Below are 26,730 nucleotides of genomic sequence, written 5' to 3'. Positions count from 1 at the left end.
TGGAAGATAATTTCGAATAGTGATATGCTGGAATTAAATTCGAATCTTATGGAGGGATTGGAGTTGGAAACGATTAAGGTTGCCATTATTGGCTGCGGTACGATCGCCAACAGCGCTCATATTAAGGCGTACATGGCGAACCCGAATGCAGAAATCAAGTACTTTTGCGATATTCGTAAAGAAAGAGCGGAGAAGGCGGTAAGCGATTATCAGTGCGGTGAAGCCATCGAGGATTACCATATTGCACTCGAGGACCCCGAAATCGAAGCCGTGTCCATTTGTACACCGAACAATGTCCACGCTTCGATTGCCATTGACTGCCTGAGCGCCGGTAAAAACGTACTGTGCGAGAAGCCCGCAGCGCGGACCTATGCCGAAGCGCTCGAGATGCAGAAGGCGCAGCGCCAAAGCCGCAAGGTGTTGAATATCGGCGTCGTCAACCGGTTTAATACTGGTGTCAATATCATTCGAAAGATGATCGAAAGCGGTGAGCTTGGCGAGTTGTATCATGTGTACGTCAGTTTCCGTTCGCACCGGTCCATCCCGGGCCTCGGGGGCGCGTTCACGACGAAGTCGATTGCTGGCGGCGGCGCTTTAATTGATTGGGGTGTTCATTTTCTGGATATCGTCATGTATTGCTCCGGTGATCCGCAACCGCTTACTGTTACCGGTCAAGCCTACTGCAAGCTTGGGAAGAATATGGCGAATTATGCCTATATGAACATGTGGGCGGGCCCGCCGAATTACGAGGGCACTTATGATGTAGACGATTTCGTCACCGCGATGATTCGAACCGAGGGACCGAGTATTACGTTGAACGGGGCGTGGGCGCAAAATATCGGTATTGATGAAATGTACATCGATTTTCTCGGCGATAAGGCTGGCATCCGGCTTCAGTATGGTGCCGACTTCAAGCTGTACAGCGCTCAGAACGGCGCATTGCTGGAGACGATTCCGAAATTTCGCATGGAGGATATGTTCCAAAATGAAATTGACGGTTTTCTAACCTGCATTCGTACAGGTGAGAAGCTGCCCTCCCATATTGATACCGTAATATTAAGCTCGAAAATCATCCAAGCGATTTATGATTCATCAGACAAGAGAGCCGAAGTATCCTTCTAAATGCATACGAGGAGAATGTGTACCATGAAAACGATAGGCCTAATCGATTTGTATTTAGATGAATGGCATGCTGAGATGTACCCAGGATGGATCGAACAAGCGACGAATGGAAAGATGAAAGTCGCTTACGGTTACGGGAAAATTGATAAGCCCGGCGGCGTTTCGAATGCTCAATTTTGTGTGGAGAAGAATATCCAACTGCTTGATTCGATTGAAGAAATCGTGGAGAAGAGCGATTATTTAATCGTTCTCGCCCCGGATCATCCGGAATATCATGAGGAGCTTTCACAGCTACCACTGCGTTCTGGAAAACCAACGTATGTGGATAAGACGTTCGCCCCTGACCGGCAAACGGCGTTTCGCATGTTTGAGCTTGCGCGGAAGCATGGAACGCCGCTGTGCTCTAGCTCCGCACTACGTTTTGCATCGGAATATGATGAAGCTGACCGAAGCGGCATTGCCTCGATAGCCGGCACCGGCCCAGGGCGATTCGATAACTATTCGATCCATCAGATCGAGCCGATCGTTTCGCTTATGGAAAGCCCTCCGACCCGTGTTATGTATATCGGGACACCGAATTTCCCGGCGCTTCTCATTGAATTTGCAGGAGGCAAACAAGCGACAATTCATCATTTTGGCGGTGACTGCCCTTTTGGAATGACCATTGGCTATACAGCTGGCAAAACAAAACAAATTCAGGTTAAATCAGATTTTTTCATTTCTTTCATCGAACGGCTTGTTGCCTTTTTCGGAACCGGCCAGCCAATCGCGCCTGAAGCGGAAACGATCGCGATTATCAGCATTATCGAATTTGGACTGAAAGCCGCAGATACACCATTCATGTGGGTGAAGCTTCCTTCTTAAGGTAAACACGAAATGATGGAAAGCAAGCCTTATCTTTAACTATAAAAGAGGAGTGCGTTGCACAAAATCTGGACTCAGTTTTTTAACACAAAAGATGCTAAATGTTATAGGTTTACTCAGGCTGTCGAGAATGTCTCCACAGCCCTTTTGAATCTTAATAATTTAATGCGTTGACTCGAAGGAGAATGGCTCTCGCAGAATTATCAATAAGATACTGATACTGATATCTGATACTGATATTGAAATGAGTCTGTTGTAAGGAAGTTAGTTTTATTCTTGGTTATGGAGGATTTATTGATGTTCGTGAAGATATGGTAGATCATCTTTCCATTATTATTAGATAACTCCAGGTTCTTCATTACAACCTCGATTGTTGCTTCATCGTTAACGTTTATTCCTTTTTTGTCACAGAAAATCCCCTCCCGATCAACAATGCAGAGTCCAAAAAAATCTTGAACTCCTTTCCACTGTCTACCATGAGGGGATGTAACATCACTGTTTCAACGCGCCATTGGAGGATTCTTAGTCATCTGATAAGAGCGTTATCGGTGATGCCCAAAAATTTGTAGGCGTCTTCAACGGCCTTAGTTTGGTTGGCACTCCAAAATGCTTTAAGTTTCTGTTCCAAACCAGCTTCCTTTGCCAGCCGGTTCATTTGGGATTGCATCATCATGGAGCCGCAGATAACTGCCACAAGTGAGCAGTTGGTAGTCAACCAACCCATTAATTTTACTGATTCCTGGCTTGCTTCTATGGCGAGTCGGGCTTGCTTCCCTTCCAGTTCAATGGGGCGGTGATCAGCAAGCACTTTTGCAGCCCCTTTAGGAAGCTGTAATACTAGTTTTGGTAATTCTTGGCCCGCTTCAAGAGCATCATGCTCCTCTAAATTTTCTTTGACAATCCAAGAGACGACATTGTTCTGTCGATCGACATGTGTAGCAAATTTTTCTAACAAGTGGCAACCTCCTATTATTTCAAAGCGTTATTGTTTTCGCCTCTAATTATAACCCCCCCCCCTTATCAAATCCTTACGGAATTGGAATGGTTTCTTACGCAGGAGAGTGGACGGAATAAGAAATGTGTAAGTCTGTTCTTCTAATATAAGGAAAATTCCCTAAGGGAGGTCAATCAGTACTAATGAAACATGCTATCAATTCATTAAATGGACAATGTGAGTTGGAAAAGAGGCTCATCCGAACCTATCCACTGAAGCTTGAATCGATTCGCTGTGAACCGGATGAAACACTAAGGAAGTTTAGCCTCTACTTGTATGTCATAACTGGCTACATCCGCATGACAGGTAAGAAGCCGACTATTAACAACGTGTTGAGACAGTTCCGCGAACATTTCTAGACAATGTAGGGGAGAGGGGGAGTGGGGGAGAGGGATATTTTGCTTACTCGGTATTTTTATACGCAGCGTTCTTTATGTTGGAACGTTGGGCCCGTTCTCGCATGGCTTATCGGGAGTGGAACACATTGATAATTTTTGCGGTACAGGCTATTGTTTTATATATCATAAAACTAGCAAGTTTATGGGCACCGGTAGTTAATGTGTTCATTCGGCTTCGGAGCAATGGAAACAATGGAATGAACGCATTAGCTGATACATTGGTTTCTCTTGAAGGTGCCCATATTTCATAAATTGGGAAAAGGGACGATGAGTTCACTCAATCAATATTTTCGTATTCATGATTCACTGCCTTCCATTTTTCGGAGACTGATTTTACATTTTTGGACAATCCAGCAGCGAGTAGCATTTCAATGTATTCATGGTAATACTGCTCGTTGTCTGGCTCGGAATCAATTAACTGGTTAAATACGTCCATGCCTCTTGCGTAATCCTCCTGCTTCCAATAGAGCTTTGCCATTTCCCGAAGGCACTGATGGAACGTTCGCTTTAGCCGTTCACGTTCGGCTTCGACAAAGGGTTCATAAGGATATTCTGACAGAAGGTCGCCTCGGTATAGCTGCACGGCACTTCGCAAGGTGGTGAGGCGTTCCTCGGTATCTTCCAGCTTATGGCCTGCCAAGCGGATAAATTCGGCGGTATCCAATTCAATTTCCTGAGTATTGAGATAGTAGGAATCACCGTTGTGCAGTACATATAATTTATTACCGCTAGAGTCGGTCTCTAAGCTCTTTCTCAACATCGAGATGGAAACATAAAGTCTATTCTTTCGGGAAGAGTAATCTCCATCCACGAAAAGTTCTTCCAACAAAACGTCTTTCGGTACTTTTCTTCCTAGATTGAGAAGGAGATACTGGAAGAGACGGAGGCTCGATTTTCGTGCTATAGTAATTTCCTTTCTATCATGGATGATTTCAAAAGGTCCGAGCAGGTTGACTTTCAATTTTCTTTGTACGCGTGGTGAATCTTCCGGTACTGCAACAAGTTGACTCACCTGATCGATGGAATTAGCAATTTCTTTCAAGATAGAAGTGACTAATGCGCGAAAATAAACGTTTTCCTCGAAGTCTTGTAAAGCATGGTACAGATGCTCTTTAGCAAGGGGGACATCATTTTGTTCCAAATAAGTAGAGCCAATTACATACCTTGCCCATGCCAAGTCAATTTTAATATTGGATTTTTCGGCCTCCGCTAAACCTCTCTTCATCCATTCCATAGCGCTAACATAGTCCCCTTGAACTTTGTAGAACTTCCCTATTGTGACCATAGGGTACATTCTTGCGCCTTCATCACCATAGGAATCCGAAACATTAATTACTTCCTCGAGTAACGGTGCAGCTCGTGAAGTATCCTTGAGCTCTAGCAGAATCTCCAACAGAATCCAGAACGTATGAATCAGGTTTTCCTTGGTATTGTGCGTCTCGGAATAGGATAAGGCTCTGCTCGCATATTGAATACCTTCATCAAACTGCCCCAGAAACCTACAACATTGGGAAACAAGAGAAAGGTTCAAAGTGGTCAAGGAATCATCGGATAGACTCTCGCTTGCCTCAAGGGATTGTAGAATCCGTTCCTTCGCTCCGGCAATATCACCACTGTAAAAGAGAGCCAGTCCTAAGCGATGCATGAGATAAGCAAGGCTTTGTGACGAAGAACTTATTCCTTTTATCGTCTTGATATTGTCCTCGAGCGGCTTAATGAGCAGTCTGAGCGTCGAAGCTTGAATGCATCTGAATAGGAATAGATTAAACGATACAACTGGGAAATTGGGAATAAGTGTTTCAATTGTCCCGTCAAGCAGGTAAAGAAAATGTTCAGGTTGGTACCAACTGAAGACTTTCTTTAACAATCTTGCCGCTTCCGCGAACTGGTTCGCTGCAATGTAGTGAGCGAATGCGTAAAGATATTGGTACTTGCTCTCGAAAATCTGAGCAACTTTCTCGTGCAGCCGGAATATGGCTTGTCCTTCCTGTTGCTTGCAGTTTTCATAGAGAAAATTGCGAAAGATAGGGGCGAACTGATAATACCCATTTCGGTTCCGATGGATGAACAAATAGTTTTTCTCTAGACATGCTAAGTATTCGTTGGAACTGTATCCCGGAAAATATTCAGACAGAATATCAGGTTGCAACTCGTGAAGTATGCTTGATTTGAGTAGAAATTGTTGCATCTCTTGTGATTGTGATCCGATGACTTCCGTGCCTAGATACTCGAAAATATCCTGTTCAACAGCCAGCCGATTCCGAAAGTTTTTTCTTACTTGAGCGTCTTTTCCCTTGACTGCTTCCACAAGAAGTGAGAGTGCGACTGCCCACCCGCTTGTCTTTTGATGAATCCACTCCACTTCATCGTTATCTATTGGCAGGCCATGGATCGTTCGGATAAATGTATCGGTTTCATGAATCGAGAAGGCCAACTGAGCCATATTGATTTCGCACAGTTGCCTTTCAATCTTCCACTTAATCAGGGGAAGCGAAGGACGGACCCTGCTACAGATGATTGTTGTTACCGAGGGGGAGGCGTTCTTAATAATTTGTAATACGATTTCAGTTATTTCATCGCTATTGTTGGTCATATGATAATCGTCGAACACGACAGCAAGAGGGGTTTTCCAATTGGATAAGACGGAAAGGAACGATGAAAACTGCTCTTTATAATTTGACGAGTTTACGGCTATATCGGCGGGTACATCATTGTAGTGTTGGGAGAACGAAGCCAGCAGGTAAGTAAGGAAAATATGGGGGTTATTGTCCCCTTGTCCCAACTGATACCACAATGCAGGAATTCTACGGGATTGAAGGTAACTGGAAGCTAGGGTAGTTTTACCGTATCCACCACTGCCAGTGATGCAGATGAGTCTCCGGGAGAAATTGATATCCAGAAGATTATAGAGTTCTACTCTTTCAACATATAGTCCAAAATTTGGGATGGTGATTTTTGAATGTATAACGTTCATAAGTAGTTCACGCCCCGTTGGTAATTTTCGTACTCGGTAATTATACTTAAGGGATTCGTCGTTGTAAATCGATTAAGTAGAGAAACGTGGTTAGCGAGAAGATGATCGTTCTCATATGCTTTAAGACATTAAGGAGAGTGAAGGGCACGTGGAGATATCGTAAGAATACGGTAAGTGTCCTATGATATGTTGAACTCATTCTGCTCAGAGTGAGGAGTACTAGGGATGAAACTTGCGTTATTGGGAAAATCGATTAGTAGGATTTCGAAGCTTTCCGTTACTGGAAAAATTATTGGTGGTTTCAGTACCGTGTTCGCCTTAGCCTTTATTGCGAATTCACTAGTGTACTGGAAGGTCTCTGACCATGTAGGCATTCAAACAAAAGAGTTTATTATCTTACTATGCTTAGTAACACTTGTCGTGACAATGGGTATCGCCTTGTTATTATCTCGTTCGTTATCTTACCCAATTAAGGCATTAACATTTGCGGCGGAGCAATTGGCAAAGGGAGATTTTACAGTTGGCGCCCTAACAGAAAATCGGGAAGATGAGCTCGGAGATTTGGCGAGATCATTCAACCACTTCGTTTCCCGTATGAGGCATCTCGTAACACAGACAAACCACACCGTAAATCTTGTTGCAACATCATCGGAAGAATTGAAGCTGAAGTTAAGAAGTTCTGGAGAATCGACGGAGCGAGCCGCGATGCAGATGCAGGAGCTGGCGATAGGTTCCGAGAGGCAGGTAGGCGATTTGGACACAAGTCGGACAACCATCACCGAAATGTCAGGCGGTATCCAGCAAATTGCCGCGAGCATACAGGAAGTTTCATATTCTGCGACAGAGGCGTCCGAGCTTTCCAGTGAAGGAACTAGGGCAATTGAATCAGCAGTTACACAAATGGAAGCAATCCATAGTACGGTTGAAGAGCTTTCTTCTGTAATTGAGGGACTAGGTCACCGGTCTTCAGAAATCGGAAATATAGTAAATGTAATCACAGATATTTCCACACGAACCAATCTCCTTTCCTTGAACGCAGCAATTGAAGCGGCTCGGGCCGGTGAGCAAGGAAGAGGGTTCGCAATCGTAGCTTCAGAGGTAAGGAAGCTGGCCGAACAGTCCGCTAATTCTGCAAAACAAATTGGGCTAATTATTAGCGGCATTCAGCATGAAACCGAGAGGGCTGCTTCAACAATGGAGCATAGTACCCGGGAGGTTAGAGAGGGAATGACTGTTATCCATGAAGCTGGACATTCATTCACGCGCATACACCAAGCTGTGACACTAGTTGCTGATTCGACACAGGAAGTGGCTGCGGCTGTCGAAGAGTTGTCGGCAGGATCTGAGCAGATCGTGAGTGCCATCAGTAGTATTGCCGATTTATCAGAAGCTTCGCTAACCCTTACGCAAGATGTAGTAGCGGCGTCAGATGAGCAATTGGCTGCTACGGATGAGATAAACAGGACTTCATATAATTTATTGGAGATAGCCACCAAAATGAAGGTGGAGTTCAATCAATATAAAGTATAAACAAAACTGAAGTTTCTGACTTTAAAATAGGCTTAAAACCGTAATCAGTGCTTGACGGAAGAAACGAAGGTTAGAAATGGAAAAACATCTGCTACTCCTTTATTGTTGTAAGTCTCACCAAACAACAAAGAGGAATAAGCAGATGCAGACTCAGTAAATCAACGAAATGCTTAATCTACCAGAGCTACAATCGTCATCCGTGCCCAATCTGCCTTTCCCCGAGAGACGGTATTCGCAAAGGGGCGAATGGGATGCGGGTTATTCGCCATCTTCCTGTGTTCAAGGAGAAATCCTATCTGTTTGTACCTGAGATTTGGTTGTACTGTACGTCTTGCCAAGCCGGTTTCGCATAGGCTTACGCGTTTGTTGGTCCAAAACAGCGTTACAGCACGTCGTTTTGTTCCCTTGCCGTCGAGTAAGCACTCGGCTCAACAGCGACGCATAGCGCTCGCATGCAACAAGCACCGACGAGTACGGTACAACGCTTACAACTCGAAGCCATTCCTGCGTTGAGCAGGCACATCCAAACCAAAAATTGGGCAGCAGCCAAATCCATGATCAAGTTGGCGCTTGACGTGGATGATTTCGCTATTAAGAAGGGACACACGTACAATACGGGTATTCACAATCACCGCGGAGAGACGATGCTGGATCTGTTGAAAGCAACTCAGTCTGTTGTTGAGTTGCTCGCCGCTCCTGCGTAGTGTTTGGGAATGGAAAGAAGCCTTCATGGCTTGGTATGACCCTCAAAACGATGCGAAATTGGAATGAGGAAATCGTCAATTATCATCGGTGCCTATGAACGCATGCAACGGTCGAGGGTCGACACAATGGGATCAAAGCATTCCAGCGCCGCCATTATTTCACACGGAATCGCAATTGCTACAAGGATGGCATCTTATTGTATGCAATCGACATCGTATGCTCAACTGATCGTCAAGCACTGATTATTAGGTTGAGTCATTAATCTAACACCTAATTTTATTAAATAATAGACATGGAGGTATAAATTATGAGTTGGATAAAGAATATGAGACTAAGTGTCAAGCTGATCGTATTAATTTCGGTGTCAGTCGTATCGCTGCTAATTATAGGCGGCATGAGCCTAAGCAAAATGGAACAAATGAATAACAAATCGATTTCCATGTTTGATGATAGATTAATACCGATAAGGCTAGTTAATAAGGTTCGTGCGAGTACCACACTCACCACCACTTCTTTACTAGAACTGATGATTACGACAGACCAAGCAAAACACACGAAGTTAGATAAGGATATACAAGCTGCAATGGAGACAGCGGATAAAGCAATCAAGGATTACGAAAAAACCAAAATGGATCCCTTCGAAGTAGAGAATATGAAAAAGCTAAAAAATGTATTAGAACAGATTAGAACAAATACTCAGAAATCCGAAGCCTTAGCCGTACAAAATAAAAATGAGGAAGCCTATGAGGTGTATTTAAAATCGGTAGCTCCCTTATCCGAGCAAAGAAACAATATCATTACAAGCCTGGTGGATTACAATCAGCAAACGGCGAATCAACTGAACCAGGACATTGGTAAATCTTACTCGAATTCTCGCACCATCATACTTATCCTTCTTATTGCAACGATATTATTAAGTATTGGTATTGGAATTTTTATCGTTCAATCCATCGTTCGTCCGTTGAATCGCGTGATGCGGATGGTAAGCAGAATGGCGAATGGCGATTTGAGGGAGACCACAGATATCCGAACGAAGGATGAAATTGGCCAACTGGCGGGAACCATCAATACGATGGTGCTAAATCTAAGAGAAACAGTAACCAAAGTATTGATTTCAGCCGAAAATGTGGCTGCAGCATCTCAGCAAATATCGGCAAGCACAGAAGAAACGGCAGCAAGCAGTAACAGTCAGGCTGAGTCGACGCAAACGATAAATGAATTGTTCAAGGAAATGTCCGCCGCCGTTCATTCCGTAGCCATGAGTGCGGAGCGAGCCTCCGAATTATCCAAGGAAATGATGGGGGTCGCAGAAAGCGGAGGCGAAGTCGTGCGTACCTCGACAGAGGGGATGAGTCTAGTTAATGAGCAGATGAGCAGGATGGAAAATGATTCCAGTAAAATTGAGGAAATTATTGAGGTCATCGATAATATCGCAGAGCAAACGAATCTACTTGCATTGAATGCGGCAATAGAAGCGGCGCGGGCCGGAGAACAAGGACGCGGCTTTGCCGTGGTTGCCGATGAAGTACGCAAGCTGGCCGAGCGTAGCGTGGAGGCTACTAAGCAAATTACAGCGATTATTAAAGGCATGCAAGAGAACACCAAGGAAAGCGTTAATACGGTGGGAAATGCTGCCTACTTGACTCAAAGAACCGGGGAAGCATTCGATAGCATTGTTCGCATGGTTAACAAATCCTCCGTTAAAGTGATGGAAATTGCTTCAGCGAGTGAAGAACAGTCTGCTCAGACTACTGAGGTGATGATTTCCGTCGAAAATATTGCTGCAACAGCTCGACAAGCTGCTGCCATTACCGAGGAAACTGCATCGACTGCTCAATCACTCGCACAATCAGCCGAAGAATTGAATACGACTGTAAGCCTATTTAAGGTTTAAGAAAACTGTTTCGGCAGCCTCAATCATTAGCGCGGAAACTTAAAACAAATAATGTAAGGAGAAAAGACGCTCTATGCCTTTAAGCTCAAGCGAACAACTAATGTGCTGAGTTTAAACTGGGAATTAACTAGGAATCATTCGATTAAGTAATTGTGATTGTGCTCAAGGCTTGTATTTATGGGAATAAATGGTATTTCATTATTAACGATGAAACAACAAACGTACTCCAAAGTATTCATAAATATTGTCTTTAAGGGGTGTCAGGATGTCGTTGCAAAATAAAGTATTACTCCCTGTTTTGCTGATATTAATCATCGTAGCTTCTGTTTTAGGTGGGATAGGATACAATAATCAACGTAACCTTTTGATTGGCCTTATGAAACAGGAGGTTCAATCCAATGTGTCTGAATTTAAGCAGGGAATTCATCGAAACGAACAAACACTAGAAGATATGCGGAAGTCGTTAAAGGTTAACTATATAAAATTGGCACGAAGCGTAGCATTTGAAGTTGCATTAAATCCTAGCCTAATGACATCAGACGGCTTAAAAAGGTTATCTGAATCTATCGGGGTAGATGAGATTCACATCGTTGGTGAGAATGGCAAAATTTCGATGAGTTCAGTAGCTGAAAACATAGGCTTTGATTTTAATTCCTCCGAGCAGACGAGACCCTTCTTAAGAATGGGAGATGAGGGCTTATCGCAGGATCCTTCCCAAAGAGGTTCGGATAAGAAGTTATTTATGTATACGGGTGTTAAACGAATGGATGCACCAGGTATTGTGCAAATCGGGCTCGAACCAAAAGATTACATTGATACTTTAGAAAAGCTTGATATTGAAAACATAGTGAAAAATAAAAAACTTGGGAAAACGGGTTACTACTTAATACTAAGCAATCAAACAGTAATCGCCTGCTCAAATCAAGAATTTGTAGGTAAGAAAATTGTTGATTCAGAACTTGCAGAGTTAATTAAAGTGGGAGAAAAAGAATGGGAAGCAACGGATCAAGGAAAAAAGGCATATTTCTATTCAGATTCGGTTGGTAGCTTCCAGATTATTGGTGTCGCGCATGTGCAAGACTTTTTAGCTCCACTAAATCAATTCAAGCTCCTAATAACTTCTATAGGTGTATGTGCATTGACTCTAGCTGTTTTTATTATATGGTACCTAATTCGAACACAGGTTATGATTCCGCTCCGTCAGCTAGCTATGATCATGCAGCAAGTCGGTAATGGTGAATTGAAGATTTTTCAATTGGATTCAAAAAGGAAAGATATCATCGGGGAAGTGTATCGCGATTTCGAAGATTTGTGCGATAACTTGCGAAATATCATTAGCGTAGTTGTAGGTTCATCACATAACGTGGCGTCGGCAAGCCAACAAATTTCTGCAACTACTAAGCAAATCGCAATTGGAAATACTAATCAAGCGGAGGCTTCCCAGAAGATGTCGGACCTCTTTGCTGAACTCTCTGCGGCAGTTGTCACCGTGGCACAAAGTGCTGAAGAGGCAGCTCAATTATCTGATTTGACTGTGGAAATCGCCCAAAAAGGAAGTCTAGCTGTACACAGGTCAATTGAAGGAATGAACAGGATTAATGACCAAATGGCGTTGCTCGAAAGCGATTCAAGCAAAGTTGGGGAAATTATAGATGTTATCGACGAAATAGCAGGACAAACGAATTTGCTAGCGTTAAATGCTGCCATTGAAGCTGCACGTGCAGGTGAGAGTGGCAGAGGATTTGCAGTTGTTGCACAGGAAGTTCGGAAGCTTGCAGAGCGTAGTGGAGAGGCTACGAAACAAATCGCAACCATTGTTCATGCAATGCAAAAGAGTACAAAAATTAGCGTTGAAGCGGTTTTCGAAGGGGTAGATAGATCGAAACTCACTTATGAGGCATTGGAAAATATTGTATCTAAAGTGAAAGAAACGTCTCAATGGGTGACTGAGATTGCTTCGGCGAGTGAGGAACAGTCAATGCAAACATCTGAAGTAAACCACTATATTCAATTGATTGCCTCGAATAGCCAAGAAGTAGCCGCGGCATCACAAGAAAGTGCTGCTACTTCTCAATCCCTTGCAAGTCTTGCCGAACAAATGCATGAGTCAGCCTCTGTATTCAAGTTGTCTTAAGAAACAGGCGGCAACAAGAGACAAGAAACCTTAAAGAAGCGTCTAATCTTGAGTGTAGTAAAATAGGCAATAAGGATTAGAGCTATAGAAATGTCCAAAATTTCAATCCGTTACCAATGTAATACTCCAATGGCTCAATTCACTCTGTTGAGAAACCACATCTGATTAATAAGTTTAAATAAGTTAGACTCTTAGAATTGCATTTAAGTATTATCGGTAATTATATTAATGGGACACTGAATCAACCAAAGGAGAGATGATTACGCGGACAATTGATATGCGATGCTCATTTCTCTCATTTGGAGCTTAAATTGCTCGCGAAGTCGTCGGGGCGAAAGATATTCTTGTGATCGGTAGGGTATTGTCGAATCGGCATGGTTTCAATAATATTGACTTGCGGTTGGCATCTACGCAAGGAGGTATTGACATGTTACAAAAGTTTGATAAAAACGATCGAGGGCTAAGTCAGGAATCTTTTTTGGCAAATGAAGTTTAGTATAATATCATTCATCGTACATGTGAGTCTAAGGGATCCTGTTGTCTTAAAACGATAGATGATTCATTGATCTTTGCTCATTCACAAGGTCTTTAACGCTGGGTTATGGATTTCACAGGAACATGTTGATGATAAAATAAATAGCCTTTTTCAACAACTCCGTCATAACTGGTTTGTCTGGATTGCCTTCCACGAAAAGACATTGCAAGCATTTCAGATGAGCGGCTCCTACACGTCACGTTTTCCATTACATGCCATCTAGTAAGTACTCTTTTGCACATCAGCCAACTCCCCCCACTACACTTTGCCCAGGCAAGACTTGCAACAAGTAAGTATGTGGTAAGTTCCGTTTGTTAGGATGGGATATATTACTATTCAATTCAAGCGAGGGGTCATTCGTGTCTTGGACAATCCTGTCTGTCTATCTTTCATTTGCTCCGATGATTTTCTTGGCTTATCGGACACATATCTTCTTCAGGCTGGGCAGAACGGTGGATTATCGGGTGGATGGACGCAGGTTCGTTTGGTTGGCAGGCATGTGGATCGGAAACCTGTCACTGACCCTTTATTTATTTGCTCTTTATTGGCTTATATATCTATTGTCCCAGCGAAAGATGCTCAAGCTTAAGGTAGTATTCAAGCCTTCATTGTTGTTTGCTTCAGAGGCTTTCATTATGCTCATATTCTTTAAATTGACAGCATGGATGTCCAGTTATGCCGGTTTGCTTGGTACGTACGGGAGTATTCTGGTTACGCTGCATATCGTAAATGTTACTTCTATGATCGTCTACAGAAGGCTTCATTCGGGGCAACAAACTTTTTTGGGATATAAAAGAAAACTTATTGAGCTCACTTGGATGGATACATTTACATTGAGTTTTTTAATTGATGTTCGTCAGGCATTGCCGATTGGCCAATCTGAGGAATGGTCACAGATCCTCACGCAGATTTTTCTCTGGCTTTCTGCCATGGGTTGGATCAGGTTTAGAAGAAAATCCATCTCTCAAAAGCTGATACATGATTCAACGCTGATGAAGTTGAATAATACTAGCGAACAACTGAATGTGGCCAATGAGCAAATATTGACAGCATTTGCTCGATCACTGGAAACCAGAGATGCTTACACGGCCGGCCACAGCGAGCGTGTTGCGAAGTACGGCGTACTCATTGCCAGTGAAATGGGATTTAAATTATCAGATCTTCGTTTAATAAAACTAGGAGGTTTGCTTCATGATGTCGGGAAAATTGGCATTCCCGACTCTATTCTTTACAAAGAAGGGAAGCTGACAGAGAGCGAATATCACATCATGAAGCAGCATCCCCAAATTGGGGAAAAATTACTGCGCGGGGTTTATCATTACTTGTCAAGCATATCCGAGGATGAAAAGGACTTGATCTACGGCATTGTGCTTTTCCATCATGAACGTATGGACGGAAGAGGTTATCCATATGGATTGAAAGAAAGACAAATTCCTGTTTTTGCTCGTATTATGGCGGTTGCAGATGCCTACGACGCTATGACAAGCAATCGTTCTTATCGAAAGGCAATGTACCCGGAGCATGCATTGCAGCAACTTAAGGAAGGCGCCGGCACTCAATTTTGGCCCCCTGCAGTCGAAGCGATGCTCCGGATTAATAGACAAACAAGTTCACTCGATGACATTTGGATAGCCATGCGCAATAAATAAGTTGCGCATATGAAACCGCTTGAGCAAAGACACGGAAAAGCAGCGAAACAGAATCAGTTCGGTTAAAATGGATGAAAACTCGGGAACCATCTGCTGTTATGTGCCATCCATCAAGAATAACAGGGGTCAGCAGTATACAGGTCGAGCATTTTCTGAATCAAGTTTGCTGCTTAAATGAAGTGCCTAGCGGCGATGAAATGGGCAAGTGCACACAGGTAATTATGTCGTTTCTGATACAAATTTGCCGTATTTAAATGAAGGCGTTCTAGTTCAAGGCTTCCTGCATGCTTTGACAGGCGATCATACCGAAAGCTTCTGAAAGCAGGTGTCAACTCCAAATAACCATGATGAGTGCGGACAGCAAGCAGAAAGTGATTACCCAAGTATTCTGTTGCAGGGTTGGCAATGCTGAGGTCATGACTGACATGGTGATAATCGTCAAGCACGATAGCCAGTGGGGTAGAACGAAGAGATAAGTACTTGATCAGGCAATGAAGCTTCTCATGGAAGCTGGAGTCATGATCCAAAATCAGCGGTTCCGCACTTTCCCTGTGAACAGACAAGGAAGCAGTAAGAAAAGTATGAGGATTGGCATCCTCCAGTTGGACCTTAAACCAGGATACAGATATAGAATATAGAATTAATCGAGCTCAATGACAATATAAGTCGAGGTTTGTAAGTGATTGTCGAAATATGCGTAAGTTTTCGGAAAGAATGTACGACTAAACTGGTGGAGGAGGACACTCTGAAAACAATTAAACTAGGAGGTTTGAAAATGATGTTACCAAAACAATTTACATTCGATGTTGACAAGACCAATCAAGTAATATCATGGATTATGCACGAGCAATTCATTAACAAGGATGAAGCAGAGCAGGCACGCGAAGCGATTGAAGCCTTGATTTCTTCAACCTTTGTCAAGGGAGCGTGTAAAGTATTCGCAGATCACCGCCAGCTGGAAGAGACGGGGAAGCAAGCCAGGCTCCCCATGGAAACAAGTCAGGAATCAGGAAAGCTAATGGCATGGCTATCTGAATATTGCTCTAGCGTAGCGGTCATTTGTGGATCAATGATGATGCAATCCCAGATGAACCGGCTGGCCACAAGCAATGGGCTGGACTCCAAACTGAAGGCGTTCTGGGCTTCAACCCCCGGCAAGGCTGTAGCCGACGCTCAAGCATTCTTGAATATCACGGATAACAAATTAATCAAAGGTTAAACACCTGTCAGATTGCAAAGTGTTGCTCCTGATGGAAGGAAGGATGTAATGTGGTGCGTATGGAAGCAATTCGCAAAGCCTTGTCGGTGTTCGAAATTCGAAATTATACGATTCTACGGAGACTTAACATCGGTTTCATTACGGTCTTAGTCCTGATGAGTATGGTATTAGTAACAGGGATTTGGAAGATGCATGAGATGGAACGCCAGAACGTCAAAGTACGTACGAACTGGTTGCCTGAACTTGAGCAGTTGGGGCAAATAAAAAGTGGGCTTTACGAAATGCAATTAGACATCATGAAGTTTCATATGGAGAAAGACGAATCGAAGAAAGTCGAGAGTGTCAAATCGATTCAGTCCCAGATTAAGACTCTGGCAAGTGTACAGCGTTCATTGCAAGAAAATGCTCCGAATCGGGATGTGCAGTCGCTTCTGGTTATTCTCCAACAGGAATATCAGGCGTACGCCGACATTACGGCAAACTTTCTGAAAAAAGGGCCTGACGCAGCTTCAACAAACACGGAGATGTTCAACAAGCTGACGCAGGAATTTTACCGATCGGTGGGCCAATTAGCTAAAGTAATCAGCTATAGTCTTCAAGCGGCATCGAGTGATTCAGCATCAGCCAAACAATCCTACCATAGCGGACTTGTTGTGATGTTGGCAATCGGCCTGCTGGCGATTGCCATCGGCCTTATAATTGCCTACCTCATTGCGATTAGCATAGTCAGACCAATGCGCATGATCGTATCAAGGACGCAGTTGATCGCCGAAGGAGATTTCTCCGGTGAGCCGCTTCAGTGCGATGATAGAGGCGAGTTCGCACTGCTAACGCGTGTGTTCAATCAGATGAACAGCACCTTGTCTGAATTATTCACTCACTTTCGAGGCAACACACAGCAAGTTGCGTCATCTTCGCTAACATTATCAGGAAAAATCTCCCATACCGGACAGCTGACTGAGCAAGCCGCCGTACGAATGCAGGATGTTGTCTCAAATTCAGAGCGCCAGGTTGTAAGCTTGGGTGAATGCGGCGCGACCATTAGTGAAATGTCTGAAGGTATGCAGTTGATTGCAGACAGCGTTGAGAAAGCTGCGAATTCTTCCGCGAGCGCATCAGAACTGACCGCTGAAGGAAGTCTTAAGATTCAAGAGGCCATCCGGCAGATGAATGCGATTCAAGAGAAGGTTCAGATGCTTTCAATTTCAGTAGGAGCACTCGGAACCAAAACCGATGAGATTGGTACGATCATCCAGACAATTACGGAAATTTCATCACAAACGAACCTGCTTGCCTTAAATGCGGCAATTGAAGCAGCAAGAGCAGGTGAGCAGGGCAGAGGCTTCGCGGTTGTGGCCGGGGAGGTGCGCAAGCTTGCTGAGCAATCTGCGTCTTCCGCCAGACAAATTGCAGATATTGTTGGCTCCATCCGTCATGAAGCGCTAGAAACAGAACAAGCAATGGCGGCCAGTTCACAGGAGGTAGCAAGCGGGGTGACCGTGATTCAGGAGGCTGAAGGTGCATTTGGCAAAATTCAGAGTGCCATTGGCGTTGTGGCAGGTCAGACGCAGGAGATCTCTGCCGCAGTTGAAGAGGTGACTGCGGGAAGCGAGCAGATCGTCGTCGCAATTACGGACCTGAAGCATTTTTCTGAAACCTCGTTTGAGCTTACAGTGGGGGCATTCTCAGATTCCGAAGAGCAGCTTAGCAGCATGGATGAGATTCAGTATGCAATTGGTCAATTAAGTGATATGGCTGAATCAATGCGTGCAAACCTGGACAAGTTCAGAGTTCGCTAAGTAGTGCAATAACTATTGCACAAGAATAATGACTTGGAATCGTCACGGTTCGGTTATTTGAAGCTGTACAACTGTAACTCATGGGAGATCCCTTTCAACAAATGCGGGAGTGGTATTATGTCGAATTTTCAAATTCAAATTACAGGGAATGTTGTTAGCTGGGTGATTCTCAACCAGTTAAATATAAGTGAAGTTGCTGAGTCCATTGATTCCATTAAAACTGCAGTATCTGAAGTGAAAAAAACAAGAGGAACCGTTAAAATTCTTGTAGACAACTCCTTTATGGCTGAAGACGGAGCTGTCGTATTTACTCCTGAAATCGCCGAAAAATGGAGTGAGCTTCAATCTTGGTTCGTAAAGCATCTGGGCGATTATGATAAAATTGGTGTTATACAAGGGAAGATTCTGTTGAAAATGCAAATGACCCGCTTGGGAAAAGAAATTGGGCTCAATAAAATAGAGAGGCATTTTTGCGAGAAGACCTATGGCGAGACAAAATCCATGGTCTATGAGTATCTAGGCATCTCTTCTAATCAGTTGATTGACCAATTGGCGTTAGCCCGCAGCTAGAAACGTTCCCTGGTCCTCTGGCAGTTTGAGAAATTTAACAGCCATTGTGTTTAACGCAGGAAAACTCCATTTTCTATTAAAAGAGCTTAAGCAGAAGCATATAGCCTATCTGTTCAAGCTCTCTTTCCTTCTTTCCAACATCGAATTGTCGAGACAAGGGGATTGGCATATCTGCACCCGAAGCTGATTTTTCTGCTCCTTCTCTTCCTCCAACTGCTGCCGATTGAACTCTTTCCGCCTTTTTTATCCGGCATTCCATCTGGAGTTTTATGGCTTCCTAGGCCAGCGTTGAGCCCCCTCACTGAGGAAGTTCCTTCGTTGCCTGGCGCGCCAATCTCTTCGGATTAACCCCGATTCAACCGACAATCCCCGCTTTCCGAAGTTTGAGTAACTCGTTCGATTAAGGGCATCATAGTCTGCTGAATGAAATACATAACCTCGGCATCCTTTGATTCACTGCTCAATATGTGGCCAATACACCTTGAGCCGACCATTCTCCTCCTGTTCCAGTAGACTAACCCAGAACGTTATACTTTCATCAATAAATACGTAAGCTTCATACTCGCTCCCCCTCTTATGATACTAGAAGTGAGGGACATCCCAAGGGGGGGGGGACGGTTACTGGCACAAGGAATGACCTGCACATCATAAACTTGCCTTTATTTTGGGTAAGGTTCAACGTAAATAATCAGCAATCTATCGAGCTAAAAGCAACTCAGCGTTACTATTCTCTCTCCTTGGAATAAAGCTGAGCAAATGAAGAAGTTCGTCGCTATTGTCGAGAGCGAATGCATCCTAACGCACGTGGAAGAAACGGGGGAGCAGCGGTGGCGATCAATTTTTTATGTCCGGATCGGCGAATGCATGAAAATTCAGAAAATATTAATGCAACACTAGTGATGTTGCTTACAGTCAAAACGACTCATGCTCTAGGCTGCATTCGAATAACCCGTTTAATGATGAAAAGGTTAATTTCAAAGCAGTCATTTTGCGGAGGAGAGAAAAAAAGTAGAATGTAAGTGGAGGGCATTTAATTCATATGCTAATTCGAAAGGTCGGACCCTTTATCGCTTCAAAGTGGATGGAAAACAGCGAGTAAAAGGCATTTACCACATTCGAATAATATGTAGATTATTACCAAATTTGATTAAAGCGTTGGATTGACCGCTTTTAATGAAAAGTAGCAACCAAGTATTTGCAATATTATCTGGCTTGGATACGTTACTTAGACAGCAAGGAATAAGAGAACACAACGTCGAATAAGAAAAATATGTTGATTGTCTCTTGCCTTTTTACACTGAATGTGACAAACAGCAAGCTTCGAAGAACAATTTTTTTACTTAACGGGGGCCCATTTGCCCTAAAAAGATCATTGAATAAATTAGTTTTCTTGATAAACGATAGTCACAGGAGGAATATATGAATTGGTTAAACACTCATATAAGTCTGAATTCGCTCATTTGGTTGTTTATTGCCACATTTATGATTCATGATTTCGAAGAAATTATCTTCGTAGAGAGATGGATGGGAAGAAACTATCTGTCAGCACGTTCTGCACTTCCAAAGCCCCTCAGACGGTGGTTTGATTCCTTTCAAAATATTAAGTCCTCACAATTTGCCGTGGCAGTTGCTTTGGAGTTTATTATTTTCATTCCGACAACAATAATGGCGGCTGACTTTCATCATTTTTTACTTTTTATTGGTTTTAATGCCATTCTCTTTATCCATGTTTTCACCCATATATCTCAAAGTTTGTTCTTACGAATGTACACACCTGGAGTGATAACAGCAGTTTTTGTCACCCTGCCTTATTCTATTTATTTATTCTATCGCTTATCCGATTTGGGAATTTTAAATTGGGTAATGTTTTCAAATAGTTTGAATGTTGGTGTAATTCTTCTTCCATTAGTTTTTTTCGGACATATTATTGGTAGAAAAATTATTCCTGAACGATAAGATTGATAAGCGATGAATATATATATGAAATACGGAGCATGAAACTTTTATAGACCGCCTTCCTTGCAAAGGCGGTCCATAAAAGTTTCGTGCCGTGTTAAATGTAACTAAGTAAAGAGTCCTTTACCAATATGTTGTACCATAGACACCCAAATATCGATTAAGAATGAACTTCAGTTTTTAAAAAAGAGAGTATTTGTTCTTTATGTTTTAAATCATGATGTACCATTCTAACAAAATATTCAATTAAAGTCATAGGCTCTTTTCCCGGGAACGGTTGGTCGAATTTCTTGGCTGGGATAGCATCTATAAATGACACTAACTCTTTGCGGACAGAAATAAATTTATTGATCAGCTCTTCTTTGGTTATACCTGATCTTGCATAGTTAATTGCTCCTTTGTTAATCGACTCAACATCTACACTTATTTTTGGAAAACTCTTACCTTTCAGTATGTATGGTATCCGATTTTTAATCATAAATTGGTCCCAGGATATAAAATGGGATATGACGTCAGCAGTGCCCCATGATCCAGCAAGAAATGACTTGAACCACAGTTCATTAGATATGCTTCTTAAAGAAATTGACCATTCAATTAAACTTAATTTCTCATTAATAATAGATTCTTTATTCATCTGTTTGCTCCTTAATTTTTTCTCATATTTCTTGCTGCCTAAGTAAACGAAACCATTCCAAGTAATTCTGCAAATACTTTGTTGCAACAAGTTGAAACGATTCATCCATTTCTTCAAGCGACTGGTGTAGCTCTTTGCTTATATGGTACATGCCCTTCAAACGTTGTTTTCCGTTGGACTTGAAGCGGTAAGGAGCCGAGCCATTCGCATAGGAGCTAAATGCCATCCATGAATCAGTTCGTAGCACATTTGAGTCAGATAGATGATCACTCAATCTCTTCCCTAATAATAAATGATTGAGGTCTCTTCTCTGAGAAATTGTGCAGAGCAGTTAAATGATGAAGTCACACAAGCCACCTTAACTGGCAACATAATCTTCTCTCTAAAACAGATTTTTAACCGAAGCATTTCAAGATATTGTTGAGACAGTGATATCACCTTATATAATATAGAGTGCTCTTTCGTAATTATCAAATATGTAAAACAAAGTATTCAAAAATGTAGAAGTACGAAATACCATCGTACAGTTGAATTGCACCTCTTAGAATAGACATTGGGATTAAACCTGGTCAAATGAGCGGCTGCTCAAGGATGTAATGAAGATTGTGGATTTCGGCTTTACAGTAGTAAAAATCGAAGTGGGTAAGCCTGAACACAAGAAGACTATGCATAATTTTTCAGCTTTAGCTGTAAATGTTTCAACAAAAGCTGTAATTGATGTTTCACAAAACTCAGCAGCATTCAATTAGGTGTATATTTTTGCATAGGTGTATATTTCTGGAGTCCATGTCGTTGGGATTTGAATTCGTATACAGGGGTATTAAATTGGGAATAATTAGGATGTGAGAACTCAATAGGAGAGAACTGACCTTCAGATAAGGCGATAGCAACACAGCAGGATATAAACGTAGATATGCTATCGACAGCAGTGAAGTAAACAGACTCAATTTTTGGGTCTGTTTTTATTTTTTCGTCTTGTTATAATTATTAATATTTCTTAGGATGAGTTTGCCTTACGCTGTTAATTAGCTCCTCTTATTTCCGAAATCCAAAAGGAATTGCAGCGGCGCATCCATATTAATCAAAGCCGGTACATAGAAGAAAGACTTATTAATTCGATTATACGCGTTTAAGTCCATAGTGACCCACCTCTCAACTAAAGTGTTCTTTATAGTTAAATTCATTTGCCAATCAGACCATGTATTGAACTTCGGTTCAACAAAATAATTTGAGCAGGAGCATTGAAATCCATTTTTGCTCTTGTGATTGTGTTTATCACAGGAGAACATCCCACCACAATATTTGCAGCTATTACTTAAAGGGCTCAGGTGGAAAGGACATTTATTTAAGAATATGAACTGGTGAAATAAGCTGTGGTAACCCATAGATAGACAGTCATCACAAAAAGAAAACTCTTTCCTTAATAAACGATCTGTCTTCACCCACGAGAACATACCAGTCATTTTATTTAAATAATATTCCGTGTGCCTGCTAAGGTCTGTGCTGATGGATTCAAACAGAAGGTTATGATCAATACCAATGAAGTGAAATAATCCTTTATGCTGATTCCGTAGCTTTCCTTTGAAATTTCTTGTTCCATACAAACGTACAAAGTCTAGGGATGTAATAGCATTAGCATATTTTATTTTCTCAATGATGGACCAATGTGACTCAAAAGGATTCATCCATGCTGGATCCCAGGTAAGCTTCAACATACTCAGCCCTTTTCATTTTTGAGTAGTTTCTTTACTAACTTTAGTTCATTAAGCTTTGTGAAATAGCTGTCCAATTCACGCTGAGAGTGCGTATTTAATATAGGAATCCTGTGTACAGCGATTGCTTCTCCCGAATCTAACATGATTAATAATAAATCATTTTCACTATGCACCTGAATTTCTAGCATGTAATAAGGGCTACCGTGATCGAACCATTGTTCCGAGATTGCTCTTGAACAAGTAAAGAACTTGTTTTGATACATGATCCCCTTCGAAGTAATTAATGCTGTCGTGTTCTCCATTCCGGCTTCACCTCAATTAGCTTATTTACATGTCTGTATGTCCGAATAATACAATTTGTATTCATTTATGATTACAATCTCGGAAATAAAAAAGATGACTCCTATTCAAATAGAGGAGTCATCTTTTTTCGTTTGTTTGCTTTATAAACTTAGCATTCTTCATTGCATATTCGAGTGCTAAATTAATTAATTCGTTTCTGGAACGGTTACTGATCTTTGATAAGTGATCGAACTTCTCTTGTAGTGCTTTATCTACTCGTATAGTAATCGTGACCGATTTATCTTCTTTTGGTGTAATTATGAAATCATCATCATCCATATGCTCATCACCTCTACAACTTAGTATAGAAGTAAATGACTGCACAAAAACATAACACAAAATGTATTCAAAAGTGATTACAATTCACGGTTGTGGATATCATGTTAATAAAGTTGTGGATTAAGTAAAGAGGTGGTATGGATGGGGCAGGCAATAGACGAAGTGAGTATGAAAATCCTATTTGCTGCTAAGAAGCTTTTCGCTAGAAAAGGATTCTATGATACCACTATTCGCGACATATGTAGGGAGGCAGGCGTTCATGTCATGATGCACTCCTATAATTTCAGACGCAAAGAAAATGTATTAATTGCTTTGTTCCAAGTGTTTTTGCCATTAACCAATATTGTAAACAGTAATGGCGATACTCCAGTTGATCCTGTCGAGGGATTGAAACGCATTATCCGTGAAATTGTTACTGTCCGTATGACTGATCCAGAAATCATTTTAATATTGCAGCATGAAATTACGTTGCCAAGCCCTCGTGATGAAATTGTTCAATACTTGGTTAAACCATTGTGGATAGAGTTGAAAAAGGTCCTTATCGAAGGTAAAAGCATGGGTCTATTCAGGTTTGATTCACTGGATATAACTATGACTTTCATTATTAGTTCGGTACTTTTGTCAAGGCAATGGGAATTTTTCGAGAAAGCTAATCATGATTCCGAACTTACTATTGATTTTGTAACTGAAGGAATGAGTTCACTTATTCTTAGCGCTCTAAGTCCTCAAGTAGAGATTGTGTCATGAAAAGCGGGGGGAGGGATTGATGTACAGATCAGTCATTAGAGGTAGCAAGTTCCTCGTACTCGTAGTAGATGGAGTCGTTCAAGCAACGCTAATGGAGTTACCAACTGAAGAACTGGCAGATAGGGTTGCATTTGAGCTCCAGACTGCATGGGACGAAGGAATAGAATGGGGGATTAATCAAAAGAAACGGGAGCTGCTTGGTTACAAAATTGATCCAGAGCTCAGAGATTATTTTCAGAAGATGAGAAGTATGACTCCTGAGGAGAGAGAGGCTCATCAATAGAGTATAAGAAGGCAACGAAATGAAACCCAAATAGTTGCTCAGAGAATGAGATGGGAAATGGTTTTAAGCGGGAAAAGCTATGAGTCAAAATGAATTTATATTGGGATAACGTCCTCGAGGAGTTAAATTATGAGCAGCTTAATGCATTTCCTCTCAAGTGGTAAATACATAAGGTTACATACAACAGAGAAGTACCTCGAAATTTTGAAAGAAAGGATTCGCCATTATCAAGAAACACTTGGACATCAAAGAGTAGAGTGGCCGGAGCAAGGCGTTGTGGGGAAGTTTGCGCATTTCCGTAAATACGATTACGACGAGGCTGGCCTGAAAGAGTTTATGGATGAGAGAGGGTTATTACCGGTTATATCGACTGTTAAATGGAAGGATTTATCTGTTGATGAACACAAAAGCTTAGGAGAAAACGGCTCAACTATTAGAGAAGTCCTCTTGAAGTTCATTCCAAACGCTGAAGTGAGGATGAAGAAAGAAGAGATTGAGTGCTATAAACGGAAAATTAGCGACTTAGTTATAGATGATTTAGTTTGGCAGTGGAAAGAAACAAAGGCTGAATATAAATCTCTATCGAAGAAATGGGAATGGATTCGATATAATTCGCCAGCGGCCCTTTCTAATCCTGAACGGTACAATAAATACGGTATTGTAATTTCTATAAAGCCAGATCCAATTATTGACGCAGTCCATGCGTTCAAATGTTTAGGAAGAAATACATTTATGAAGCTTTGCAAAGTGCAAGATGACTTAGTGGTTCAATATGGCTTAAAGGGATATTATTCATTAAAAGAAACAAGAAAGTTTAGGCATTTGACAGGTATTCAGACAAGGTATTATTTAATGAAACTTCATGAGGAGACGCGTGTTCGTGAGATGCTGCAAAATCGAATGAGGGAATATTCAATAGTATCTCAGTTTGAAACGAATTGAGAGTCCTTATCTATTGTTGTGATTTTTTTGTCATGCTAATGTATATGAATTTTTAGGTTGGTAAAAATAGAGATAAGAAATAATAAGAGAATAGGAAGGGGACTTTTAAATGGAAAATGAATTTTCAGAGATGAAAGGTGTCAGACCAAGCAATGAGGAACTGAGGAGACGAGTGGAACATGTCAAAAGTATCATAGTACATCACCCAATCTATATGACTGTTCTAGAAGAGCTGGAAATGCGCTTCGCCCTCGGAAATGACTCTCTTACATCTGAATGCCTCTATCTGTATGGCCCGACAGGCGCAGGCAAGAGCACTGTCATTAGAGAATTTGTAAGTCGCTATCCACCCTTTTCCAAGACAAGTGAATATTCTAGTGTACCAGTGCTTCACGTGAAGGTTCCACTGAAAGCGACTGCTAGTTCACTAGCCTCCAAAGTTTTACTTGATTTAGGTTATCCTTTTCCAACTCGAAGGACGGAGTTAAATCACGTTCGCTCTCTGATTATGGAACGCGAAGTAAAGATGCTCATTCTAGAGGGTGCTGAGCACCTAAATAGCAAAACTATCAATTGGGTTAAAACATTAATCGGCGAAGTTAATATTCCAGTTGTCCTTTGCGGGATCTCGGAATCGATGTGGATGTTTGTTAATGATCCTCAGTTAAATCGTTTATTTACGAACAAGCTTGAGCTGGCACCATTCCGTTATGGCAACAAAAAAGAGACTAGTGCTTTCCTAGGATTCCTCCATGTCATGGAGAGACAGCTTCCTTTCGCAAAGCCAACTAATCTCACGGAGAAGACTATTGCAGAACGGCTCTATTACGCTTCACTAGGTGTGGCGTCTTACTTAATGCAACTCATGATAGAAGCGACAATTTGTGCAGTGAATGACGGAGATGATTCGATCGAACTAGAGCATCTAAACCAGGCTTTCGAGAGAATCAAGCTAATTTCTAGACCTTTTATAGTCAATCCTTTCGCGTTAGATGATTTCGAATTGGAAGCTGAATTGAAGAGAGAAAAGGGCAACAATTTCAGGGCTTCATAGCAAGCTTTGGAAAAAGAAAGGACCAGTCCATTGGACTGGTCTCAGGCTGTTGACAAAGCCCCAATTTTGGGCTTTGTCTTTTGTGCGCTTGGCAGCGCAATCGACTAAGGAGTGAAAGTCTCTAGCACACCGCGAGGTGGCGGAAGTGCATAGCTGACGCATAGTGCTTTGTCCGCGAGGAGAGGTGCGGAGGATGCGAAGGCAAAACCCGGAACAGGCGGCATACCAAGTTGGCTGACAGAGCCGGATAACCCTGCAAAAGAAGGGGAGGTCCAATACCACCAGTGGCTCTGGAAGTTAGGAGGACTGGTTTCGGGGGAAAGTCGGTTGACGTGACCCAAGGAGATCTCATCGTCTCCGCTAAGAAGCGGTAACCCTTGTTCGAAACCGT

The 26,730-nt window shown here is 42.1% G+C and carries 20 protein-coding genes and 3 pseudogenes; 17 read left to right on the top strand and 6 right to left on the bottom strand.

Annotated features, from left to right (window positions below):
* The first annotated feature begins 48 nt into the window (after positions 1-48).
* Both A8990_RS25905 and A8990_RS25900 read left to right on the top strand, forming a co-directional pair.
* Positions 49-1,122, top strand: coding sequence for a Gfo/Idh/MocA family protein (locus A8990_RS25905; protein ID WP_425463930.1), 1,074 nt, complete (start codon positions 49-51; stop codon positions 1,120-1,122).
* A 24-nt stretch (positions 1,123-1,146) separates the two neighbouring features.
* Positions 1,147-1,986, top strand: coding sequence for a Gfo/Idh/MocA family oxidoreductase (locus A8990_RS25900; RefSeq protein WP_116191936.1), 840 nt, complete (start codon positions 1,147-1,149; stop codon positions 1,984-1,986).
* A 526-nt stretch (positions 1,987-2,512) separates the two neighbouring features.
* Here the strand turns inward: A8990_RS25900 and A8990_RS25895 are convergent.
* Complete coding sequence (locus tag A8990_RS25895; RefSeq protein WP_116191935.1) at positions 2,513-2,941, bottom strand: hypothetical protein; 429 nt, start codon at positions 2,939-2,941, stop codon at positions 2,513-2,515.
* A gap of 714 nt (positions 2,942-3,655) precedes the next feature.
* On the bottom strand, positions 3,656-6,352 hold the full coding sequence (locus A8990_RS25885; protein WP_116191933.1) for an AfsR/SARP family transcriptional regulator: 2,697 nt from the start codon (positions 6,350-6,352) through the stop codon (positions 3,656-3,658).
* A gap of 225 nt (positions 6,353-6,577) precedes the next feature.
* Between A8990_RS25885 and A8990_RS25880 the strand changes: the two genes are divergently transcribed.
* The 10 genes and pseudogenes from A8990_RS25880 (at position 6,578) to A8990_RS25830 (ending at position 20,343) form a co-directional block, all read left to right on the top strand.
* On the top strand, positions 6,578-7,882 hold the full coding sequence (locus A8990_RS25880; RefSeq protein WP_116191932.1) for a methyl-accepting chemotaxis protein: 1,305 nt from the start codon (positions 6,578-6,580) through the stop codon (positions 7,880-7,882).
* Between the two features lie 200 nt (positions 7,883-8,082).
* Positions 8,083-8,815, top strand: a pseudogene (locus A8990_RS32830) (transposase); the annotation flags it as partial.
* Between the two features lie 79 nt (positions 8,816-8,894).
* Positions 8,895-10,481: a methyl-accepting chemotaxis protein gene (locus A8990_RS25870; RefSeq protein ID WP_116191931.1), complete on the top strand. Its 1,587-nt coding sequence runs from the start codon at positions 8,895-8,897 to the stop codon at positions 10,479-10,481.
* 265 nt (positions 10,482-10,746) lie between these two features.
* A complete protein-coding gene (locus A8990_RS25865; protein ID WP_116191930.1) occupies positions 10,747-12,615 on the top strand; it encodes a methyl-accepting chemotaxis protein in 1,869 nt (622 codons plus the stop codon).
* A gap of 894 nt (positions 12,616-13,509) precedes the next feature.
* Complete coding sequence (locus A8990_RS25860; RefSeq protein ID WP_116191929.1) at positions 13,510-14,799, top strand: HD-GYP domain-containing protein; 1,290 nt, start codon at positions 13,510-13,512, stop codon at positions 14,797-14,799.
* A gap of 775 nt (positions 14,800-15,574) precedes the next feature.
* The gene (locus tag A8990_RS25855; RefSeq protein ID WP_116191928.1) at positions 15,575-16,018 is read left to right on the top strand and encodes a hypothetical protein; all 444 of its coding nucleotides are present in this window, start codon (positions 15,575-15,577) and stop codon (positions 16,016-16,018) included.
* A 59-nt stretch (positions 16,019-16,077) separates the two neighbouring features.
* Positions 16,078-17,817 (top strand): methyl-accepting chemotaxis protein, encoded by a 1,740-nt coding sequence (locus A8990_RS25850; protein WP_147306870.1) that lies wholly within the window; start codon positions 16,078-16,080, stop codon positions 17,815-17,817.
* Positions 17,818-17,934: 117 nt separating this feature from the next.
* Positions 17,935-18,387 (top strand): hypothetical protein, encoded by a 453-nt coding sequence (locus A8990_RS25845; RefSeq protein ID WP_116191926.1) that lies wholly within the window; start codon positions 17,935-17,937, stop codon positions 18,385-18,387.
* A 1,017-nt stretch (positions 18,388-19,404) separates the two neighbouring features.
* Positions 19,405-19,661, top strand: a pseudogene (locus A8990_RS25835) (IS1595 family transposase); the annotation flags it as partial.
* 145 nt (positions 19,662-19,806) lie between these two features.
* Entirely contained in the window at positions 19,807-20,343 is a 537-nt protein-coding gene (locus tag A8990_RS25830; RefSeq protein ID WP_116191924.1) for an HXXEE domain-containing protein, read from the top strand.
* 160 nt (positions 20,344-20,503) lie between these two features.
* Here the strand turns inward: A8990_RS25830 and A8990_RS25825 are convergent, their stop codons facing one another.
* Both A8990_RS25825 and A8990_RS32325 read right to left on the bottom strand, forming a co-directional pair.
* A complete protein-coding gene (locus tag A8990_RS25825) occupies positions 20,504-20,977 on the bottom strand; it encodes a DinB family protein (protein WP_116191963.1) in 474 nt (157 codons plus the stop codon).
* Between the two features lie 20 nt (positions 20,978-20,997).
* Positions 20,998-21,242, bottom strand: a pseudogene (locus tag A8990_RS32325) (IS1595 family transposase); the annotation flags it as partial.
* 331 nt (positions 21,243-21,573) lie between these two features.
* Here A8990_RS32325 and A8990_RS31715 point away from each other — a divergent pair.
* Positions 21,574-21,726 (top strand): hypothetical protein, encoded by a 153-nt coding sequence (locus tag A8990_RS31715; RefSeq protein WP_181909783.1) that lies wholly within the window; start codon positions 21,574-21,576, stop codon positions 21,724-21,726.
* Between the two features lie 968 nt (positions 21,727-22,694).
* On the opposite strand, the gene A8990_RS25815 is transcribed toward A8990_RS31715, so the two are convergent.
* Together A8990_RS25815 and A8990_RS25810 are read right to left on the bottom strand one after the other, a co-directional pair.
* Positions 22,695-22,994, bottom strand: coding sequence for a hypothetical protein (locus A8990_RS25815; RefSeq protein WP_116191922.1), 300 nt, complete (start codon positions 22,992-22,994; stop codon positions 22,695-22,697).
* Positions 22,995-23,112: 118 nt separating this feature from the next.
* Complete coding sequence (locus A8990_RS25810) at positions 23,113-23,313, bottom strand: CopG family ribbon-helix-helix protein (RefSeq protein WP_116191921.1); 201 nt, start codon at positions 23,311-23,313, stop codon at positions 23,113-23,115.
* A gap of 141 nt (positions 23,314-23,454) precedes the next feature.
* Here A8990_RS25810 and A8990_RS25805 point away from each other — a divergent pair, with 141 nt between their 5' ends.
* The 4 genes from A8990_RS25805 to A8990_RS25790 all read left to right on the top strand — a co-directional run bounded on the left by A8990_RS25805 (position 23,455) and on the right by A8990_RS25790 (position 26,339).
* The gene (locus A8990_RS25805; RefSeq protein WP_116191920.1) at positions 23,455-24,060 is read left to right on the top strand and encodes a TetR/AcrR family transcriptional regulator; all 606 of its coding nucleotides are present in this window, start codon (positions 23,455-23,457) and stop codon (positions 24,058-24,060) included.
* A gap of 19 nt (positions 24,061-24,079) precedes the next feature.
* Entirely contained in the window at positions 24,080-24,343 is a 264-nt protein-coding gene (locus A8990_RS25800; protein WP_116191919.1) for a hypothetical protein, read from the top strand.
* 129 nt (positions 24,344-24,472) lie between these two features.
* Positions 24,473-25,285, top strand: coding sequence for a hypothetical protein (locus A8990_RS25795; RefSeq protein ID WP_116191918.1), 813 nt, complete (start codon positions 24,473-24,475; stop codon positions 25,283-25,285).
* 109 nt (positions 25,286-25,394) lie between these two features.
* Positions 25,395-26,339 (top strand): TniB family NTP-binding protein, encoded by a 945-nt coding sequence (locus A8990_RS25790; RefSeq protein WP_116191917.1) that lies wholly within the window; start codon positions 25,395-25,397, stop codon positions 26,337-26,339.
* Positions 26,340-26,730 lie beyond the last annotated feature (391 nt).

Origin of the sequence: Paenibacillus taihuensis (assembly GCF_003386535.1) — a bacterium.
GTDB classification, from domain to species: domain Bacteria; phylum Bacillota; class Bacilli; order Paenibacillales; family Paenibacillaceae; genus Paenibacillus_Z; species Paenibacillus_Z taihuensis.
Note: the sequence above shows the minus strand (reverse complement) of the source record. Positions and strands in the feature narration are given on the sequence as shown.